This window comes from Candidatus Poriferisocius sp., from assembly GCF_965219775.1.
Lineage (GTDB): Bacteria > Actinomycetota > Acidimicrobiia > Acidimicrobiales > Bin134 > Poriferisocius.
On record NZ_OZ244793.1, the window covers coordinates 989,760 to 1,009,272 of the forward strand.

18 protein-coding genes are annotated in these 19,513 nt (G+C 69.2%); 2 read left to right on the plus strand and 16 right to left on the minus strand.

Annotated elements, in window-relative coordinates:
* Window positions 1-24 precede the first annotated feature (24 nt).
* The 7 genes from ACOQPQ_RS04520 to ACOQPQ_RS04550 form a co-directional block, all read right to left on the minus strand.
* A complete protein-coding gene (locus tag ACOQPQ_RS04520) occupies window positions 25-402 on the minus strand; it encodes a Zn-ribbon domain-containing OB-fold protein (RefSeq protein WP_420640354.1) in 378 nt (125 codons plus the stop codon).
* 84 nt (window positions 403-486) lie between these two features.
* Window positions 487-975: a nuclear transport factor 2 family protein gene (locus tag ACOQPQ_RS04525; RefSeq protein WP_420638255.1), complete on the minus strand. Its 489-nt coding sequence runs from the start codon at window positions 973-975 to the stop codon at window positions 487-489.
* Entirely contained in the window at window positions 972-1,550 is a 579-nt protein-coding gene (locus ACOQPQ_RS04530; protein ID WP_420638256.1) for a nitroreductase family protein, read from the minus strand. Before ACOQPQ_RS04530 ends, ACOQPQ_RS04525 begins: the two co-directional genes overlap by 4 nt.
* Before the next feature lie 26 nt (window positions 1,551-1,576).
* Window positions 1,577-2,245 (minus strand): hypothetical protein, encoded by a 669-nt coding sequence (locus tag ACOQPQ_RS04535; protein ID WP_420638257.1) that lies wholly within the window; start codon window positions 2,243-2,245, stop codon window positions 1,577-1,579.
* Window positions 2,246-2,398: 153 nt separating this feature from the next.
* A complete protein-coding gene (gene dnaE, locus ACOQPQ_RS04540) occupies window positions 2,399-5,926 on the minus strand; it encodes a DNA polymerase III subunit alpha (protein ID WP_420638258.1) in 3,528 nt (1,175 codons plus the stop codon).
* 149 nt (window positions 5,927-6,075) lie between these two features.
* Window positions 6,076-6,588 (minus strand): proteasome activator, encoded by a 513-nt coding sequence (locus tag ACOQPQ_RS04545; RefSeq protein ID WP_420638259.1) that lies wholly within the window; start codon window positions 6,586-6,588, stop codon window positions 6,076-6,078.
* 42 nt (window positions 6,589-6,630) lie between these two features.
* On the minus strand, window positions 6,631-7,827 hold the full coding sequence (locus tag ACOQPQ_RS04550; protein WP_420638260.1) for an alkaline phosphatase family protein: 1,197 nt from the start codon (window positions 7,825-7,827) through the stop codon (window positions 6,631-6,633).
* Between ACOQPQ_RS04550 and ACOQPQ_RS04555 the strand changes: the two genes are divergently transcribed.
* On the plus strand, window positions 7,814-8,257 hold the full coding sequence (locus tag ACOQPQ_RS04555) for an RrF2 family transcriptional regulator (protein ID WP_420638261.1): 444 nt from the start codon (window positions 7,814-7,816) through the stop codon (window positions 8,255-8,257). The genes ACOQPQ_RS04550 and ACOQPQ_RS04555 overlap by 14 nt on opposite strands.
* A 44-nt stretch (window positions 8,258-8,301) precedes the next feature.
* Here ACOQPQ_RS04555 and ACOQPQ_RS04560 read toward each other — a convergent pair whose 3' ends face one another.
* From ACOQPQ_RS04560 to ACOQPQ_RS04570, 3 genes are read right to left on the minus strand one after another with little or no spacing between them, the layout of a single operon-like run.
* Window positions 8,302-9,297, minus strand: a complete 996-nt coding sequence (locus ACOQPQ_RS04560; RefSeq protein WP_420638262.1) for an RluA family pseudouridine synthase — start codon at window positions 9,295-9,297, stop codon at window positions 8,302-8,304.
* Window positions 9,298-9,329: 32 nt separating this feature from the next.
* Window positions 9,330-9,827, minus strand: a complete 498-nt coding sequence (gene lspA, locus ACOQPQ_RS04565; RefSeq protein WP_420638263.1) for a signal peptidase II — start codon at window positions 9,825-9,827, stop codon at window positions 9,330-9,332.
* Between the two features lie 4 nt (window positions 9,828-9,831).
* Complete coding sequence (locus tag ACOQPQ_RS04570) at window positions 9,832-10,470, minus strand: TraR/DksA family transcriptional regulator (protein WP_420638264.1); 639 nt, start codon at window positions 10,468-10,470, stop codon at window positions 9,832-9,834.
* A gap of 129 nt (window positions 10,471-10,599) precedes the next feature.
* On the opposite strand from ACOQPQ_RS04570, the gene ileS reads away from it, so the two are divergent.
* Window positions 10,600-13,785: an isoleucine--tRNA ligase gene (gene ileS, locus ACOQPQ_RS04575; RefSeq protein ID WP_420638265.1), complete on the plus strand. Its 3,186-nt coding sequence runs from the start codon at window positions 10,600-10,602 to the stop codon at window positions 13,783-13,785.
* Between the two features lie 30 nt (window positions 13,786-13,815).
* On the opposite strand, the gene ACOQPQ_RS04580 is transcribed toward ileS, so the two are convergent.
* The 6 genes from ACOQPQ_RS04580 to murC form a co-directional block, all read right to left on the minus strand.
* Window positions 13,816-14,328 carry a cell division protein SepF gene (locus ACOQPQ_RS04580; RefSeq protein ID WP_420638266.1) on the minus strand — a complete coding sequence of 171 codons (513 nt, stop codon included), beginning with the start codon at window positions 14,326-14,328 and terminating at the stop codon, window positions 13,816-13,818.
* A 113-nt stretch (window positions 14,329-14,441) separates the two neighbouring features.
* On the minus strand, window positions 14,442-15,101 hold the full coding sequence (locus ACOQPQ_RS04585) for a YggS family pyridoxal phosphate-dependent enzyme (protein WP_420638267.1): 660 nt from the start codon (window positions 15,099-15,101) through the stop codon (window positions 14,442-14,444).
* Window positions 15,102-15,123: 22 nt separating this feature from the next.
* Window positions 15,124-16,209 (minus strand): cell division protein FtsZ, encoded by a 1,086-nt coding sequence (gene ftsZ, locus ACOQPQ_RS04590; protein ID WP_420638268.1) that lies wholly within the window; start codon window positions 16,207-16,209, stop codon window positions 15,124-15,126.
* 106 nt (window positions 16,210-16,315) lie between these two features.
* Window positions 16,316-17,191 (minus strand): cell division protein FtsQ/DivIB, encoded by an 876-nt coding sequence (locus tag ACOQPQ_RS04595; protein WP_420638269.1) that lies wholly within the window; start codon window positions 17,189-17,191, stop codon window positions 16,316-16,318.
* A gap of 1 nt (window position 17,192) precedes the next feature.
* On the minus strand, window positions 17,193-18,140 hold the full coding sequence (gene murB / locus ACOQPQ_RS04600; protein WP_420638270.1) for a UDP-N-acetylmuramate dehydrogenase: 948 nt from the start codon (window positions 18,138-18,140) through the stop codon (window positions 17,193-17,195).
* Window positions 18,137-19,510 carry a UDP-N-acetylmuramate--L-alanine ligase gene (gene murC, locus ACOQPQ_RS04605; RefSeq protein ID WP_420638271.1) on the minus strand — a complete coding sequence of 458 codons (1,374 nt, stop codon included), beginning with the start codon at window positions 19,508-19,510 and terminating at the stop codon, window positions 18,137-18,139. The genes murB and murC overlap by 4 nt, the downstream gene beginning before the upstream one ends.
* Window positions 19,511-19,513: the final 3 nt, after the last annotated feature.

Sequence of the window (19,513 nt, forward strand, 5' to 3'; positions counted from 1 at the left end):
CTGTCGGTTGGTTCGGTCAGATGGTCACGCCGGGGAGTAGCCGAAGGCCACCGCCTCCTGGCCGTCGTCGTCGGTGCCCGCCACGTAGGTGTCCAGCTTCACCTTCATGCCCAGGGTGATCTTGGCGGGGTCGGGCTCCACGTTGATGAGGTTGGAGCGCACGGTGGTGTCGTCATCGGTGCGGATGATGGCCGACACGTAGGGCGTCGGAATGGTGGGGGCGGCCCGGTACACGATGCTGAATGTGCGCAGCGTGCCGGTGTTGCTCACCGGAACCGTGGAGAACTCCCGTCCCCCGCAGTGGGCACAGGCGTTGCGCCGACCGAAGAAACGGGCGCCGCAATTGTCACACTGGTTGGCCTGCAAGTGGGGCTCGTCGCCCAAGACCAAGTAGTCCACCATGGGGATCTGCACGATGACGACACTACCCCACCCGTCGCCGGGCCGTCCTACTACGGGGCCATTGCCAAGCCGCCAGGGAGACGGCTAGGGGCCGGCGAAGCCCTCGGGGAAGCCCCCCTCGTGGTAGCCGGAGGTCTCGATCTTCTGGGTGATGCGGAAGCCGTCGGGCGTGCGGGTCACCGTGTCGTGGTACCAGCCCCCCACGAAGAACATGAACTGCTTGGGCCCGTTGGGATCGAACGTCTTGCCGTCGTCGGCCACCGGCATGCCCATGGGGTTGTGGAACAGCGTGGTGCACTGGGCGGTGTCGCCGTCCCAACTCCGGATGTAGGTCTTGCCCACCAGGTGCTGGGTCATGGGGAAGATCGACAGCGCGGCCTGCAGCCACCCCTTCACCGTGGGGTAGTCGCCCGCGGCCTCGGGCACGTCGGGGGCCGACGAGGAGTAGTCCAGGCGGGCATCGGGGGTGAACACCGTGTCGAGGAGGTCCCAGTCCTTCTCGTCGATGGCGACGGTGTAGCGGACGATCACGTCCTCGATGGCCAGGCGGTCTTCGGGGTTGGGCATGTTCATGGCGAGCACCGTAGACGATCCGGCGGCACAAGGTGAACGACCTCGTCGATGGGGCGGCGGGGTCGGCCCGCGGACCGGCCGGGGCGGTGGTCGGCGGCGTAGCCCAACGCCACCGTTCCCACGATCCGGTACCGGTCGGCCAACCCGAGTCCCTGCCGCACGGCGGCCTCGTGCTCGAAGACCCCGAAGAAGCAGGCCCCCAGATCGGCGGCGGTGGCGGCCACCAACAGATGGTGGACGGCCATGCCCGCGTCCACCCACCAGTAGGGCACGGGCCACGCCTCGGGGTTGCGGCCCAAGCCGGAGTGGGCCTTGTCGGGCTCGGCGTAGCGCTGCACGTAGCGTTCCGGGTCGGTCAGCACCAGCACCAACACGGGGGCCCGCAACAAGCCGGGCCAGGCGAACTCGGCCCGGCGCTCGGGAGTCAACGTGATGCCCCAGTAGCGCTCCGGGTCGGTGACCACGCCGAACTCCACGGCCTGGGTGTTGCCCGCCGAGGGGGCTCGCCGAGCCCGGTCGAGCAGATCCACCACCAGCCCGTCGGGCAAGTCGTCCGGGCGGAAGTTGCGGCACATGGGCCGCCGGAGGGAAGTCGGGGCGCTCAGCCGTACTTGAGCAGGTCTTCGGCCATGATCCAGCCGAAGGCGATCATGGTGTCGCCCGCGGCCCGATCCAGGTCGTCGAACAGGGCGGCCACGTCGGGGTCGATGCTGTCGGGCTTGTTGGTCTCGTAGTCCAGCAGGCAGGACTGACCGTCGTCGCCCACCACCCGGAAGTCCCGGTCCAGGTACCGGGAGGTGTTGATGCTGAACCGCTTGGCCAGCCGGCGCCCCCAGGCCCGCTCCTCGCCCGAGGCCTTGTGTCCCGGACGGGGCACGATGTCCACCAGCGCCTTGAAGGCGTCGAACCCGCCGGGATTGTCGAACTGGGTTCCCACCAGCACGTCCTCGTCGGGGAACGCCATCAGGGCCCGATGGAGCTGGGCGTCGGTGAGTTGGCGCAACACGGTGCTGCGCTTGGAGGTACGGGCCACCGAGGCCAAGCCCACCAACACGCTCGGGGTACCCCCGATGCGCTCCAGGGTGGAGAAGGCGAAGCCCCGCAGCTTGCCGTTCTCGCGTGCGGTGGAAATCAGCACCCACTCCTCGGTCTGTTTGGAGAGCAGGCCCACCGAGTAGGGGTTGGGACCGTCAACACACATGTCGGCCATTTCGGCCAATTCCGCGTCGGTAACCGCTGTGCAGTCCTTGGTTTCGACGTCGATGGCCATGGGCTGATCGTCCTCCTCGTACGTTGATGACCCACTGATTCCCCTCGTGGGTACCCCTATAGTCCATCAACCGCCCCCGTCGGCGCGCAAACCCGCCGCTTGCGGGCGCACCGGCCGGCGGGCAAGCGGGCGGCAAAGTGCCAGCTAGCCGCCCTACACGGCGATGGCTTTGTCCCCCAGCAGCTCCCGCAGCTCGCCGATCAACCCGCCGTCGGCGTCCACCCCGTAGGCCTCCGGGAGCTTGACGGCCCGGTGGTCACCGAGCATCAAAATCACCTCGCTGCGGCCCGGATGGCCGGTGAGGGCCGACTTCAGGGTGTCGATCCGCTCGGAGGTCAGGCCGTTGGTGCCCAGCTTGAGGGTCAACGGGGTGTACTCGTCGGCCGCCGACGGGTCGACGGGATCCACCCGGAAGCAGATCACGCCGTCCTCGTCGTCGCGGCGGTCCACCCGCCCCTCGACCACCACCACCTGGTCGTCGGCCAGCTTGTGGCCGTGCTCCTCCATGGACCGGGGAAACAGGGTCACCTTCACCGCCCCGTACATGTCCTCGAGCGTGCAGGTGGCCATCTGGTCGCCCTTTCGGGTCCACCGCTTGCTCAGGTTGCTCACCACCCCGCCCACCCTCACCGACGACCCCTCCTCGGCCTCGGCCAGTTGGTCGAGGCGATGGGTGGCCTTGCGGGCCAGCACCCCCTCCATGCCCAGCACCGGGTGGTCGGACACGTAGAGCCCGAGCATTTCCTTTTCGGCCGCCAGCTTGGCCGACTTGTCGAATTCGGCGTCGGGTACCTCGATGGGATGGTCGAAGGACTCCTGGGTGTCCTCGCCGAACAGGCTCATGATGCCCTGGCTGCGCTCGCGCTGTTGCTGGATGCACCGCCGTACGATGGTCTCCGACACGTTCAGCAGTCCCTGGCGGGGATGGCCCAGCGAGTCGAAGCAGCCCGCCTTGATGAGGGCCTCGACCACGCCCTTGTTCAACACGATGGGGTCGACCCGCCCGCAGAAGTCGTGGAAGTCGGCGAACGGACCTTCGGCGGCCCGCTCCTCCAGGATCATCTGGGCCGTGCCCGTGCCCACGTGGCGGATGGCCGACAACCCGAAGGTGATGGCCTGGTCGCCCTCGGCCGTCCGGGTGGCGGCAAAGTCCGACTCCGAGCGGTTCACGTCGGGCAGGGCCACGGTGATCTTCATCTGGCGGCACTCGGCCAGGTACACCGCCGCTTTCTCCAGCTTGTTCTTGACGCTGGTCAACAGGGCGGCCATGTACTCCACGGGATAGCGGGCCTTGAGATAGGCGCCCTGGTAGGCGATGAGCCCGTAGCCGTAGGCGTGGCTCTTGGTGAAGGCGTAGTCGGCGAACTGCTCGATGATGTTGAACAGCTCGGTGCCCAGGGCACTCCCGTAGCCGCTCTGATCGCAACCGTCCACGAACGTGTCCCGCTCCTTGGCCATCAGCTCGCGGTCTTTCTTGCCGCAGGCCTTGCGCAGGTTGTCGGCTTCGGCCAGCGAGTAGCCCGCAAACCGCTGGGCCACCCGCATCACACTCTCCTGGTAGATCATCAACCCGTAGGTGTCGCCCAGAATGTCGGCGGCGTCGTCGTGGAAGAAGCGCACCGGGGCGCGGCCGTTTTTGCGGTCGGCGTAGTCCTTGTGCATGTTGGCCGCCATCGGCCCCGGCCGGTACAGCGCCACCAGGGCGGCCACGTCGTCGAAACAGGTCGGCTTCAGCGAACGGATCAGCGACCGCATGGGGCCGCTCTCCAACTGGAACACCCCGATGGTCTCGCCCCTGGCCAGCAGCTCGTAGGTGGCCTGGTCGTCGAGGGGCACGTTGTCGATGTCCACCCGCACCCCGTGGGACTGCTCGATCAGCCCGATGGCGTCCTCAATGACGTCTAGGTTGCGCAGGCCCAAGAAGTCCATCTTGAGCAGGCCCAGGTCCTCTACCGCGTGCATCTCGTACTGGGTGACGATGGGGGCTTCCTCCAGCGACTCCCCCGGCGACGCCTTGCGCTGAATGGGGAGGTGCTCGGTGAGGGGTTCCTTGGTGATCACCACCGCGGCGGCGTGGATGCTGTCCTGGCGGCGCAGCCCCTCCAGGCCCCGGGCCACGTCCACCACTTTGCGGGCGTCCTCGTCGCTCTCGTACATCTTGCGCAGGTCGGCGGCGGCCACATAGCCGTCGGCGTGCTCCTCGGTCTTCTCGAGGCAGGCCCACAGCGGGGTGTCCCGGCCCAGGATCAGCGGGGGCATGGCCTTGGCCAGCTTGTCGCCCAGCGCGTACGGGAAGTTCAACACCCGGGCGCTGTCGCGCACCGCCGCCCGGGCCTTGATGGTGGAGAAGGTGATGATCTGAGCCACGTGGTCCTCCCCGTACTTCTGGGAGGCGTAGCGGATGATCTCGTCGCGGTAGCGGGAGTCGAAGTCCATGTCGATGTCGGGCATGGACACCCGCGACGGGTTCAAGAAGCGCTCGAACAGCAGGTCGTAGCGGATCGGGTCCAGGTCGGTGATCCGCAGGCTGTAGGCCACCGCGCACCCCGCCGCGCTGCCCCGGCCCGGCCCCACCCGGATGCCCCGTTGGCGGGCGTAGCGGATCAGATCCCAGGTGATCAGGAAGTAGGACGAAAAGCCCATGTCGGAGATGACCCGGAGTTCGTAGGCCAACCGGTCGGCCACCTCGTCGGGCAGCGGGCTGCCCCACCGGGCCTCGGCGCCCTCCAGGGTGAGCGCCTGCAGGTAGTGGTCGGCGCCGTCGTAGGCCTCGGGGATGGGGAAATCGGGAAGCTGGGGCTTGCCGAACTCGATCTCCAGGTCGGCCCGCTCCGCGATCCACAGGGTGTTGTCGCAGGCCTCGCTGATCTCGGAAAACAGGTGGCGCATCTCGGCCGCCGTTTTGAGGTAGTGGTCGCTGCTGTCGAACTTCAACCGATCGGTGTCGCTGACCAACGAGCCGGTCTGCACGCACAACAGGGCGTCGTGGGCCTCGGCGTCGTCCTTGTGGGTGTAGTGGCTGTCGTTGGTGGCCAACAGGGGCGCGCCGATCTGGCGCGCCAGACGGATCAACTCGGGGTTGGTGCGCCGCTGTTCGGGAATCCCGTGGTCCTGGATTTCCACGAACAGGTTGTCGCGGCCGAAGATGTCCTGGAGGCGGGCCGCCTTGGCCACCGCGCCGTCGTAGTCGTGGCGCAGCAGGGCCTGGAGCACGTGGCCCGCCAGGCATCCGGTGGTGGCGATCAGCCCCTCGCTGTGCTCGGCCAGGAGTTCCCAGTCGAGTCGGGGCTTGTAGTAGTAGCCCTCGAGGAAGGCCCGGCTGGCGAGCTGGATCAGGTTCTTGTAGCCGGCGTTGTTCTCGGCCAGAAGCGTCAGGTGGTAGTAGACCTTCTCCCCGGCCTCGGTGGTGCCCCCACCGTCGTCCACCTTGCCCCGACGGGGTGGACGGTCGCTTCGATGCTCGTGGGCCATGTAGGCCTCGGTGCCGATGACCGGGTTGACGCCCGCATCGCGACAGGCGCGGTAGAAGTCCACCACCCCGTACATGTTGCCGTGATCGGTGATCCCCAACGCGGGCTGCCCGTCGGCGGCCGCCGCCTCGACCAACTCCCCCACTCGGGAGGCGCCGTCAAGAATGGAGTACTCGGTGTGAACGTGCAGGTGGGTGAAGGAACTGGACACGGCGCTCCTGTGGACGATCTGTGGCCTGGCTGTGGACAACTACAGGCGTGTGGTTTGGGCGTGTCCTGACCCTACCAAGGCGGCCCACGGCGTGCTCGCCCGATGCCCGATTTCCTGTTTCCCCGGCATTTCCCCTGGTCAGGGGGCGTCTACAAGTAGGTGCCCACCGGCTGGTCGCCCGGCGGCGGCGTGCCGGCGGGAAGCTTGCCGCGCATGTTGGCGAGCTGTTGCTGGGCCGACACCTGCTGGGCGAACAGGGCGGCCTGAATGCCCTGGATGAGGCCCTCCAGCCAGCCCACCAACTGGGCCTTGGCCACCTGCAGTTCGGCCTGGCTGGGCGGGTGATCCTCGGGGAAGGGGAGCATGAGACGGTCCAGCTCCTCCCGCAGATCGGCCGACAGGGCCGAACCCAGCTCGTCGATGGAGGTGGCGTAGATCTCCCGGAGGCGATCACGGCTGGACTCGTCCAGGCTGGATTGGCGCACCTCGTCCAGGAGCTGCTTCATCATCGTGCCCACCCGCATCACCTTGGCCGGCTGCTCGATGGCCTCCCCCACCGAGGGGAGGTCGCCGGATTCCCCGTCGGCCGGAGCGGGGGCGGGCAGGCCCTCGCGCACCACCTCGGCGGGTTCGGCGGGCACCGGTCGGGAGGGTTCGGGCATGGTCGGCAATCTACCCGCTCGCGTTCGCTGCCCGGCAACCCTTCATGTCCGGGTACCGAACGCGGCCACGCAGGGCACCAGCACCTCCGCCGAGGTCAGCGAACCATGGCGGCCCAGGAGCTGGAAGGGGGGCTTCTTCTTGGTGGTACCGCTGGACTTCTTGGTGGGCGAGGGGGGCTCGACGAACGCCACCGGCTCGTGGGGCACCAGGGCCACGTCGCCCATGCGCGACCGCGCCTGCTCACTCACCACCGGGCCGAACCACTCCTCGTCCAAAACCTGCTGTTGGCCGACCACCAGGCCGTGTTGGCCGTAGAGCCCCTCGGCGGCGGCCAGCAGATCCGGGGCCCGACCGGGCCGGGCGTGCAGCCAGCGGAACCGGGCCTCGCCCGACACCACCGCCGACAGCGCCCGCACCTCCCGGGCCAGTTCGATCTTGGCGTCGCCCACCATGACCTGCCCGTGGTCGGACACCACCAGAAGGGCGGCTTCGGGGGGCAGCACGGCCAGGAGTTGGGCCACCAGTCGGTCCACCTCGGCGTACTCGGCGTCGAGGTGGGGGCCGAACCCGTACTCGTGGCCGATCCGGTCGGGTCCGTCGTAGTAGGCGTACACCAGAGGGGCCCCGGCGTCCACCAGCATCCGGACCTCCACGGCCAAGGAGCTGGTGAGCTTGTAGCCCCGGTAGTCCACCCCGTCGAGGTGTGCCCGGGTGAACCCGGTACCCACGAACTCGCTGCGGCCCACCGCGGGCACCCGCCGCCCGAAGAAGGCGGGCCGGGTCTGCATCTGCTCGGGGACGATGCTCTTGCGGGCATCGGCTCGCTTGGTGCCCGCCGTCCAGCGCAGCGTGTTGAGCACCTGGCCGCCGACGGCGAGCTGATAGCCGATCAGGCCGTGCTCGCCGGGGGCCGACCCGGTGACCAGCGACGTCAGTGCCGTGGTCGTGGTGGTGGGCGCCACCGTGGTGATGGGCCCGCCCTCCATGGCCGACAGCACCGGAGTCAGCTTGGCCCGCCCGCAAAGCTGCTCCCAGCCCATGCCGTCCACCAGCAACAGCACCACCGCCTTGGCCTCCCGCACCGGGGCGGGCATCCACGCACAGGCGTCGGGTGGTCCCAGCAGAGCGGGTACCACGTTGCTCAAACACGCCCCCCGGTAGTCGGGAAGCACCGGAAACGGGGCGGGTTCGGTGCCGCCGGCTCGACCACTAGGGTGACGGGCGGTGAGAGTATCCACGCGGGGAGACTACGCCAGCCGGGCGCTGTTGTCGCTGGCCCTGCACGCCGATGAGTCGGGACCGACCTCGGTCCGGGACATCGCCGAACGCACCGGCCTTCCCCAGCCCTACCTCGAGCAGATTCTCCAGGCCCTCAAGGGTGCGGGCCTGGTCCGCTCCAAGCGGGGGGCCGGTGGAGGCTACGCCCTGGCCCGACCGGCCCAGGAGATCCGCCTGAGCGAGATCGTCAGCGCGGTGGACGGTCCCATCGTGCTGGGCGATTTCGGGGAACCCCACCAGGACGGGGCCTGCGACCACGAAGGCCAGTGCGTGCTCTTGGCCATCTGGACCCACGCGGGTGACATCATGCACGACCTGTTGAGCGACTACACCCTGGCCGATATCGCAAAGACCGCACGCGGCCTGCTCCCCTGGCCCGGCTCGGACTGAGGCCCTCCGGCGATCAACACGGGCAGACTGCTCCCCTGCTTGGCTCACACCGAGCCGGAGAGATCGTCGCCGCGCAACAATCGGTGGAGGCGGGAGAAGTCCTCGGGGGGATCGACCTCGAATCGCAGCCGCTCGCCGGTCTCGGGGTGGCGGAAGGCCAAGGCCCGAGCGTGCAGGGCCGGGCGGTCGATACCGGGTTGGTCGGCCCGGCCGTAGAGGTCGTCGCCGAGCACCGGGTGGCCGATGGCGGCCAGGTGTACCCGGATCTGGTGGGTCCTCCCGGTCTCCAGCGTCACCGCCAGACCGGCCGATGGGCGGGTCCAACCGTCGGCGGGGTCGGCTCTCCCCGTCTTCGCGTCACCGGGGTCATCGGTTCGGGGCGGCATCCGAGCGATCACCTCGTAGTGGGTCCGGGCCGGGCGGCCTTCGGCGGTCACCGCCATCTTGGTGGGATGGCGAGCCGAGCGGCCCACCGGGGCATCGATGACCCCCCGGTCGTCGTCGGGCCATCCTTCCACCAAAGCGACATAGCCCCGGTGAACGTCCCGGCGACCAAGGGCCGCGGTCAACGCCTCATGGGCGTCCTGGGTCCGGGCCACCACCAACAGCCCCGAGGTGCCCCGGTCGAGGCGATGGACGATGCCCGGACGGTCCGGGTCGCCCACCCCGGCCATATCGGGGTACCGGGCCAACAACCCGTTCACGAGGGTTCCGGCGGGGTGGCCCGATCCGGGATGGACCACCAAGCCCGGCGGCTTGTTCACCACGATCACCTGCCGGTCCTCGTGAACCACGTCCAACGGCACCGACGAATCGGGCTCCGGACGTGGCCGAGCCATCTGCGGCAGCTCCAGGAGCGCGATGTGGTCGCCCGCCACCAGCCGCTGTGCCCGACCCCGCGCGGGCTCCCCGTTCACCTCCACCTTGTGTTGGCTCACCAGGCGGGTGGCCTCGCCCCGGCTGCACCCCCACACCAGCGCCACCACCCGATCCAGGCGCTCACCGGCCAGCACCTGGCTCACCACCCCCTCCCGCTCCATCAGCTCGACCCGGACATCACCCGGCAGGGCGGTCAGGATTCATCGGCTGCATCGGGCGTCGGGGGTGGTTGACGGCGGGAGGCCAACAGCACCAGAGTGATGCCCGCCACCACGATGGAGGCGTCGGCCACGTTGAACACCGGCCACCACTGGAAATCGATGAAGTCCACCACCGCCCCGCCCAGCACCCCGTCACCCCGGCGGGCCACCCGATCGGACAGGTTGCCCACCGCTCCGCCCAGCACCATGCCCAACAGCAGCGGGGGCAGCGACAACCGGCGGCCTCCCCAACTGGCCCAGGCCAACACCACCACGAACACCAGGGCCAACACGGCGATCACGGTGTCCCGGTCCTGTCCCAAACCGAAGGCGGCCCCGGTGTTGTGGACCAGATGAAACCTCAACGTCCAGATGAGGTCGATGCTGCGGTCGTCCAGCGTCACCAGGGCCCACCACTTGGTGAGCTGGTCGACGGCCACCACCAGACCGGCCACCGACAGCAAGATCACGTTGTGGCGGCGAACGCCCACCGACTCAGAACCCGCCCGCCTTGTGCTCCACCCGCTCGGCGGCCCAGGGGATGGCGTTCAGGCGCTGGCGAGGGATGGGCTTGCCCGACACCACGCAGATGCCGTAGGTGCCGTTGTCGATTCGGGCCAGGGCGGCGTCGATCTGCTCGACGGCGGCTCGGGCGTGAGCGCTCAGGGCCAGGTCGCGTTCCCGCTCCACCGCCAGCGTGTCCCCCTCCCCCGACTCCTCGTCGAACTGCACGTCGCCCGGCTCCCGCTCCTCCACCAGGGAGTCGGCCTCCGCCTTGAGCCGGGTGGCCGAGGTCACGTAGCGGCTGCGCTCCTCCAACAACAGCCGCCGCTGCTTGTCCAGGTACTTGTCGTCGAACAGGGGCTTCTTGGCGGGAGCTGTTTTCTTGGCCGGGGCCTTGGCCGCAGGCTTCTTGGCCGGGGCTGCCTTCTTGGCCGCAGGCTTCTTGGCCGGGGCTGTTTTCTTGGCCGGGGCTGCTTTCTTGGCCGGGGCCTCGGCCGTGCTGGTCTTCTTCTTGGCCGCGGCTGCTTTCTTGGCGGAGGCTGCTTTCTTGGCCGCAGGCTTCTTGGCCGGGGCCTTGGCTGTGCTGGTCTTCTTCGCCGGAGTCTTGGACGCGGTCTTCTTCTCTGCCATCGCAGGCGGCAGTGTAGCCGCCACCGCTGCGGAACACTCCCCGGCCCCCGGGAGGGCCCGCCGGCTAATGATGTCGGGAGCGAAGCCGGCACCGGGTACCTTGGGGCAGCCCACCCGCCTGGAGGTCCGTTGCCCGATCCCTCCCCTCCCTATCCCGAGGTCGACCCCAAGCCCTCGTTCCCCGAGATCGAACGCCGGGTCCTGGAGTCGTGGTCGGCCGACGGCACCTTCGCCCGCTCGGTGGAGTCCCGGACGGCGGGCACCGACGGCGACAACGAGTACGTCTTCTACGACGGGCCGCCGTTCGCCAACGGCCTCCCCCACCACGGCCACCTCCTCACCGGCTACGTGAAGGACGTGATCCCCCGCTACCACACCATGCGGGGTCGCCGGGTGGAGCGCCGGTTCGGCTGGGACTGCCACGGCCTGCCCGCCGAGATGGAGGCCGAGAAGGAGTTGGACGTGTCGGGACGGGCGTCCATCACCGCCTACGGGGTCGACCGATTCAACGACTACTGCCGCCAGTCCGTGCAGCGTTACACCCGGGAGTGGGAGACCACCGTCACCCGCCAGGCCCGCTGGGTGGACTTCGACAACGACTACAAGACCATGGACCTGCCCTACATGGAATCGGTCATGTGGGCCTTCAGGGAACTGTGGGACAAGGGCCTGGTCTACGAGGCCTACCGGGTGATGCCCTACTCGTGGGCGGCCGAGACCCCGCTGTCCAACTTCGAGATCCGGCTCGACGACGCCACCCGACCCCGCCAGGATCCGGCCATCACCGTGGCCTTCGACCTGGTGACCGAACCGGGCGACCCGGGCGCGATGCGCCTGTTGGCCTGGACCACCACCCCGTGGACCCTGCCGTCCAATCTGATGCTGATCGTCGGGCCCGAGGTGGAGTACGCCGTGGTGGAACACGACGGCGGCCACGTGGTTCTGGCCGCGGCCACCCTGGAGGCCTACGGCGCCGAACTGGGCCAGGGCCGGGTGGTGGGCACGGTGCGCGGCGCCGAGTTGATTGGTCGGCGCTACCGGCCGCTGTTCGACTACTTCGCCTCCCTGGCCGACGACGGGGCCTTCCGGGTGGTGGGGGCCGACTTCGTGGACACCGCCGAGGGCACCGGGGTGGTCCACGCCGCCCCCGGCTTCGGCGAGGACGACCAGATGGCCGCCGAGGCCAACGGCGTGCCCGTGGTGGTGCCGGTGGACGATCAGGGCCGCTTCACCGAGGAGGTGGCCGACTGGGCCGGGGTGAACGTGTTCGAGGCCAACCCGGGCATCATCACCCGGCTGAAGGACCAGGGCCGGGTGCTGCGCCACGCCACCTACGAGCACAACTACCCCCACTGCTGGCGCACCGACGAGCCCATCATCTACCGGGCCCTGAGTTCCTGGTTCGTGCGGGTCACCGAGATACGCGACCGCATGCTGGCCCTGAACCAACAGATCAACTGGGTGCCCAACCACGTGCGCGACGGCCGGTTCGGCACCTGGCTGGCGGGCGCCCGCGACTGGTCGATCAGCCGCAACCGCTTCTGGGGCTCGCCCATCCCGGTGTGGCGCAGCGACGACCCGTCTCACCCTCGAGTTGACGTTTATGGCAGCCTCGACGAGATCGAACGGGACTTCGGGGTGCGCCCGGCGGACCTGCACCGCCCCGGCATCGACGAACTGACCCGGCCCAATCCCGACGACCCCACCGGTGCGTCCACCATGCGGCGGGTGCCCGAGGTGCTGGACTGCTGGTTCGAGTCGGGGTCGATGCCCTTCGCCCAGGTCCACTACCCCTTCGAGAACAAGGAGTGGTTCGAGCATCACTTCCCGGCCGACTTCATCGTGGAGTACATCAACCAGACCAGGGGCTGGTTCTACACCCTCCACGTGCTGGCCTCGGCCCTGTTCGACCGGCCCGCCTTCAACAACGTGATCTGCCACGGCATCCTGCTCGACGCCCAGGGCCGCAAGCTGTCCAAGAAGCTGAGGAACTACACGGAGCCCGAGGAGATCTTCGCCACCAAAGGGGCCGACGCCCTGCGCTGGTACCTCATGGGGTCGCCCATTGTGCGGGGCGGCGATCTCCGCTTGGACGACGACGGCATCGACGACGTGATGCGCCAGGTGATCATCCCCATCTGGAACGCGTATTACTTCTTCACCCTCTACGCCAACGCCGACGGCGTCCGGGCCTCACGGCGGACCGGCTCCGAGGACCGGCTCGACCGCTACATCCTGGCCAAGACCCGGATGCTGATCGACGCGGTCTCCGGGCGCATGGAGGCCTACGACCTGCCCGGCGCCGCCACCGAACTGGAGGGGTTCATCGACTCCCTCAACAACTGGTACATCCGCCGCAGCCGTGATCGGTTCTGGGCCCCGGCCCGGCCATCCTCGGCCGCCGACAAGCAGGACGCCTACGACACCCTGTACACGGTGCTGACCACCCTGGCCCGGCTGCTGGCCCCGTTCCTGCCGCTGGTGTCCGAGGAGATCTACCGGGGCCTGACCGGAGAGCCCAGCGTTCATCTCGCCGATTGGCCTGACCCCGAGGAACTCCCCGACGACCCCGCGCTGGTGGCCGCTATGGACCGGGTGCGCCACGTGTGCTCCACCGGGCTCCGGGTCCGAGAGGACGAGGCCATCCGGGTGCGTCAACCCTTGCCGTCACTCACCGTGGCCGGCCAAGACGCCGCCTCCCTGGCCCCTTTCGCCGACCTGATCGCCGACGAGGTGAACGTGAAGGACGTGGTCCTCAGCGATGATCTCGCCGCCTACGGGCAGTTCGTGCTGCGTCCCAACGGGCAGGTCTTGGGCCCCCGGTTGGGCAAGGGGGTCCAAGAGGTGTTCGCCGCCGCTCGGGCGGGCCAATGGGAGCAACTCCCCGACGGTACCGTGACCGTGGCCGGCCACACGCTGGCCGACGGCGAGTTCGATTTGGCCCTGAACCCGGTGGAGGGCACCACCGCCGCCGCTCTACCCACCAGCGACGCCGTGGTCGCCCTCGACACCGCCATCTCCCCCGAACTGGAAGCCGAGGGCATCGCCCGCGATGTGGTGCGCAAGGTTCAGGACGAACGAAAGAGGCTGGACCTCAACGTCACCGACAGGATCGATCTGGCTCTGTTGGTTGATGAGGAGATCATCGACGCCGTGCGCGCCCATGAGACCTACATCTGCGAACAGGTCCTGGCCGCATCCGTCCGAGAGCTGAGGGTCGCCGATCAAGCCGAAAAGGCCACGGCGGCAGGGATCAAGAATCTCCAACGCATTGACGCCGGCCACCTGATTGTCGAATTGACCAAAGCGACCTGACCGCAGCCCCGGCCCATTGGCGGGGGGGCGTCAGGTGTTGTTCTGGTAGTCGGCCTGCTCCATGCGGCGCCGTTCCTCGGCCGACACCTCCACGTCGGAGGGGGTCAGCAGGTACACGTGGTCGGCCACCCGCTCCATGCGCCCGTCCAGGCCGTAGCACAGCCCGCTGGAGAAGTCGATCAACCGTCGGGCCACGTCCCGGCTGCCGTGTTGCAGGTTGACGATCACCGCCTGGCCCCCGCGGAAGCAGTCCCCCACGTCCTTGGCGTCGTCGAACGACATGGGCGTCACCACCGAGGGCTTGGAGGCCGCCGACGGGATGGGCCGCACGAAGCTGTTCCGGGGCTGCTCGGCCGGAGGCTCGGGCTCCGACGGACCGGTCGAGGGAATGGGCCGCACCGAGCCGATGTCGGGGCCCATAACCGTCGGCTCCTCGGGCATCCGGGACACCAGCCGCATGTCGGCATCCGGCTCCATGTAACCGCTGGGGGCGAACTCCTCTTCCGTACCGAACCCGAGCCAGAACTTGGTTTTCTGCCACATGGACGACATTTGCTCATCCCCCTCTCGGCAGCTCACTCATGGGATACCTCCGAGCGTACAGGAACACCCCCCTGTTTTCGGGGACTCACCCCCCGCCGACCGGCGATCACGGGTCAGGCGGGGCGGGGGCCGAACAGGGCGGTGCCCACTCGGATCATGGTTGCCCCCTCCTCCACGGCCACCTCGATGTCGGCGCTCATGCCCATGGAGAGTTCCCCCAGGCCCAATTCACGGGCTTGGGCGGCCAGCAGGCGGAAGCCGGGGCGGGCGTCCTCGGGGGGGCCGGGGGGGCCGACGGCCATCAGGCCCGCCACCGCCAGCCCGGCCTGGCGACCGCGGGCCACCAGCGATTCGGTGTCCTCGGGCAGGCACCCACCGCGGCCACCGGTGCGGGCCACGTCCACCTGCACCAGCACCCGCGCCCCGGGGGCCCGCCGGGCTATCTCCTCGGCCACCTCCGGGCGGTCCACGCTCTGCCACAGATGCACCACCCCGGCGATCTTGCGGATCTTGTTGCGCTGCAGTCGCCCGATGAAGTGCCACCGGGGGCCTCCGTCCTCGGCGGGCGGAGCCGGCGTGGTCGCCGCTTTGGACAGCAACTCCTGGGCGTAGTTCTCCCCCAGGTCCGACAGACCGGCGCCGGTGGCCGCCGCCACCGCCTCGGGCCCGAAACCCTTGGTGACGGCCACCACCTGTACGTGGTCGCCCCCCACCCGGGCCAGCCGCTCCCGCAGGGCACTGAGGCGCTCGGCAACTTCGGCGGCTTCGAGCATGGGCCCGCTCTGCTGCGGCCCGCTATCGGAGGAAGGAGGGGATGTCGAACTCGTCTTCCATCTCGGAGTCCAAGAAGTCGTCGTCGGCCCCGCCGAACACGTCAGGGGTGTCCGACGAGCCCAGGGAATCGGCGGCCGTCAATCGGGTGGCCCGCTCGCCTTCCCAGCGATCGAACCCGGCGGCGATCACCGTGACCCGGATGTGGTCGCCCAAGGAGTCGTCCACCACCGTACCGAAGATGATGTTGGCGTCGGGGTGGGCCACCCCCTGCACGATCTCGGCCGCCTCGGTCACCTCGAAGATGCCCAGACCGGGACCGCCGGCGATGCTCAGCAGGATGCCGCGGGCCCCTTCGATGGAGGCCTCCAACAGCGGGCTGGAAATGGCCTTGCGGGCCGCGCTCACCGCCTTACCCTCGCCCGAAGAGACCCCCACTCCCATCAGCGCCGACCCGGCGTCGTGCATCACCATGCGCACATCGGCGAAGTCGGTGTTGATGAGCCCGGGGGTGGTGATCAGGTCGGTGATGCCCTGCACGCCCTGCAGCAACACCTCGTCGGCCATGCGGAAGGCATCCACCACCGAGGTTTGATCGTCGGAAATGGTGAGCAGGCGGTCATTGGGGATGACGATTTGGGTGTCGACTTTGTCCTTGAGGGCCTGAATGCCGCTCTCGGCCTGCACCGAACGCCGCCGACCCTCAAAGCCGAACGGCCGGGTGACCACGGCGATGGTCAGCGCTCCCAGACTCTTGGCTATTTCGGCGATCACGGGGGCGGCCCCGGTGCCGGTACCGCCGCCTTCTCCGGCGGTGATGAACACCATGTCGGCCCCACTGAGGGCCACCTCGATGTCCTTACGATGGTCGGTGGCCGCTTGGGCTCCGACATCGGGGTCGCTGCCTGCCCCCAACCCTCGAGTGAGCTCTCGACCAATGTCAAGCTTTACTTCAGCCGAACTCATGAGCAGGGCTTGGGCATCGGTGTTGACGGCCACGAACTCCACGCCGCGCAAACCGGTTTCGATCATGCGGTCGACTGCGTTGACACCGCCGCCGCCCACACCGACGACCTTGATGACCGCCAAGTAGTTCTGGGGATCAACCATGGGTTCCCTCGCTTCGCACGCCTGAAACTTCACCCTCCACTTGGGGTTCATATGAACAAGAGGTTGAGGCTTGAATAGCTATTCCTCTAGTAGAGGTAGATGTAGTTTACGAGCAGTCGTCGATTCGGGTCAACACGGGAAACTCGGGAACGCTCAGGTCGATCAACTCGAAACAGTGCAGGTCGACTTTGGCCAGGAACGTGGCCAGGGTAACGGCTTTTCCTTGCGGATCATCCCGGCCCCCCCAAGAGGCCTGACCCGAGCCGGGCAAGTCGATGATGACCTGTCCGTTCACCCAAGAGATCGGTCCAAGCTCTTCGGCGGGAATCGAACCCAGGGCCTCGGCCGCTTCCAGCAGCGGCAAGGCCGTCCCCGGCAACCACCCCCCTGGTTGGGGAACCGATCCCACCAACACCACCGGCACGTCGGCCGGGGCCGGATCGATGTGCAGCACCCGACCCTGGACATCCGACAACGCCCACCCCGCCTCCACCGCAACCTGGGCCACTGCCTCGCGCTCGGTCACGTCGAAGGTGACTTTTCCTCCCCACCCCCGGCTGGATCGCACCTGGTCCACCCACGGCAACGCGGCGATGGCACGACGGGCCCCCGACACGTCGAGCCCCAGCAGGGGGTCGCCCCGCTCGATTCCCGCCGTGGCCAGCACCACGTCCGCCCCGGTGCGTTGGGCGCCGATCACCTCCACCTCGTCCACGTCGAGCAGTGGGCTCTGGGTGATCCCGTACCCGATGGCCACCAGCACCACCACCAGCCCGACGCCGATCCACAGGCGCAGGCGCCGCCGGGAGCGGACGCGTTGGCGCCGGGCTTGGATTCGAGGGTCCAGCGGGGGTCGGGCGGTTGCGGGGGAGGTCGAGCCCGCCGACAGGGGGGGCGCCGAACCCGTGGGCGGTGATGGCGTCGTCCGGGTACCCGACGGGGGTGCCGAAGCGGGAGGCGAGCCGGGTTTCTCCGATGCCATGTTAGGTGGCCCCCCCTTGCCACGGGCCGGGCCCGAAGCCCACCAGGCGGGTCTCGGGAACCAGGGCGACGTCGAAGGCGTCCCGGACCCGGACGAAGACCCGGGCCATCAGCTCGTGGACGTCGTCGGCCGAACCGCCCCGATCGGCGATGAAGAAGTTGGCGTGTTTGTCGGAAACCGACGCCGTTCCCACCCGAAGCCCCTTGAGCCCGGCCGCATCGATCAGGCGGCCCGCGCTGTCGCCGTCGGGATTCGTGAACACCGAGCCCGCGTTGAGCCCCCCCGGTTGGTGCTCGCGCCGCCAGGCCACGATCTCGGCGATCAGCGCCTCGGAGGCCGCCGCGTCCCCGGCGGCCAGGCCGATGTCGGCGCTCACCACCAGGTGATGGTCGGCCAGCGCCGAGCGCCGGTACCCCAACCCCAGTTGCTCCCGATTCCACTTTTCGAGACGGCCCTGGCGCAGGTCGGCCACCTCGGCGCGAATCAGGGTGGCCGCCATGTCCGACCCGTGGCCCCCGGCGTTCATGCGCACCGCCCCGCCCAGCGAACCAGGCACCCCCACCGCCCACTCGAAGCCGGTGAGCCCGGCGGCCGCGCTGCGGCGGGCCAGCACCGGCAGACCGGCGGCCGCTCCGGCGCTCAGGCGGGTGCCGTCGATTCGGATCCACTGGAAAGCCGGGCCCAGCCACACGGCCACCCCGTCGAAGCCGGCGTCGGCCACCAACAGGTTGGAGCCCCGGCCCACCACCAGGATGTCGGTACCGTGGGCCGCCGCCACCTCGGCCACCGCCGCCGCGTCATCACCGGCCGAAAGGGTCACCCCCACCCGGGCGGCGCCCCCCACCCGGTAAGTGGTGTCGGGGCCAATGGGCCGCTCCCGGCGAACAGCGGCCGGCCCGAGGGCCGCGGCCAGCTCGGCGGCCACCCGGTCCCAGCGGGAGGCGGTCATCGTCGAGGGCGCAGGGCGGCCATCACCTGGTCGGGCACGTCGGTGAGGTCGCCCGCCCCCAGGGTCAAGCACAGGTCACCGGGGCGCAGCACCTCCGCCAACCGGTCGGCGGCGTCGTCGAGTGCGGCCACGTAGGACACGTCCCACTCGGGGTGGGCCTCGGTCACCGTGCGCCAGATCAACTCGCCGGACACCCCGGGGATCTCCGGTTCACCGGCGGAGTAGATGTCGGTGATGATCACCACGTCGGCCCCTTCGAAACACTCCCCGAAGGCCGACCCCACATGGAGCGTGCGGGTGAAGCGGTGGGGTTGGAACGCGCACACCACCCGGTCCCATCCCCCCTCGGCGGCCGCCTGGAGCGCACAGGCCACCTCGGTGGGCAGGTGGGCGTAGTCGTCGACAAAGGCCACGCCCCCGGCCTCCCCCCGGTACTCGAACCGCCGGGCCACGCCCCCGAATCCGGCCAGTGCGGCCACCGCGTCGGGCCCGACCACCCCCAGCTCGCAGGCCATGGCCAGCGCCCCCAGGGCGTTGACGGCGTTGTGATCCCCCGGCATCGGTACCGTGGCCCGGCCCCACGACCGTCCGCGGCCGATCACCTCGCCCTCCACCGAATGGCGATCCCGCCGCCGGAACCGCCAGCGGTAGTCGGCCTGCGGGCCGGTGCCGTAGAGCACCCGCTCGCAACCCTGTGAGGCCACCAGCGCACCATCGTCGTCGGCGCACACCACCAGCCCCCCGGTGGCCCCGGCACAGAACCGGGCGAACTCGTCGGCCAACTGCTCGGCCGAGCGGTCGGTGCGCAGGTGGTCGGGTTCCACGCTGGTGACCAGCGCCCGGTCTACCGTCAGCTCCCCGAAGGTACCGTCGCTCTCGTCGGCCTCCACCACGAACCAGGGGCCGTCGGACCACCGGGCGCCGATGTTGCCGTCGGCCATCAGCGCCCCCACCACAAAGCCGGGGTCGGCGCCGACGGCAGTCAAGATGTGCGACAGCATGGCCGACGTGGTGGTCTTGCCGTGGGTGCCGGCCACCGCCACCGTGGTCCGCATGGAGGTGATGGCCGACAGGATCTCGGCCCGACGATGCACGGGGATGCCCGCTCGTCGGGCGGCCACCACTTCGGGGTTGTCGTCGCCGATGGCCGTGGACCGGGCAACCAGGTCGGCTCCGGCAACCCGCGACCCGTCGTGGCCCACGCCCACCTGCACCCCGTGGTCCCGCAACCGGTCGAGCACCGGGGAGTCGACCGCGTCGCTGCCGGTGACCGCACAGCCCATGTCGGCCAACACCACGGCGATGGCCGACATGCCTGCGCCCCCCACGCCAACGATGTGGACCCGAGCGGTCGGGCGCAATTCCACCATGGT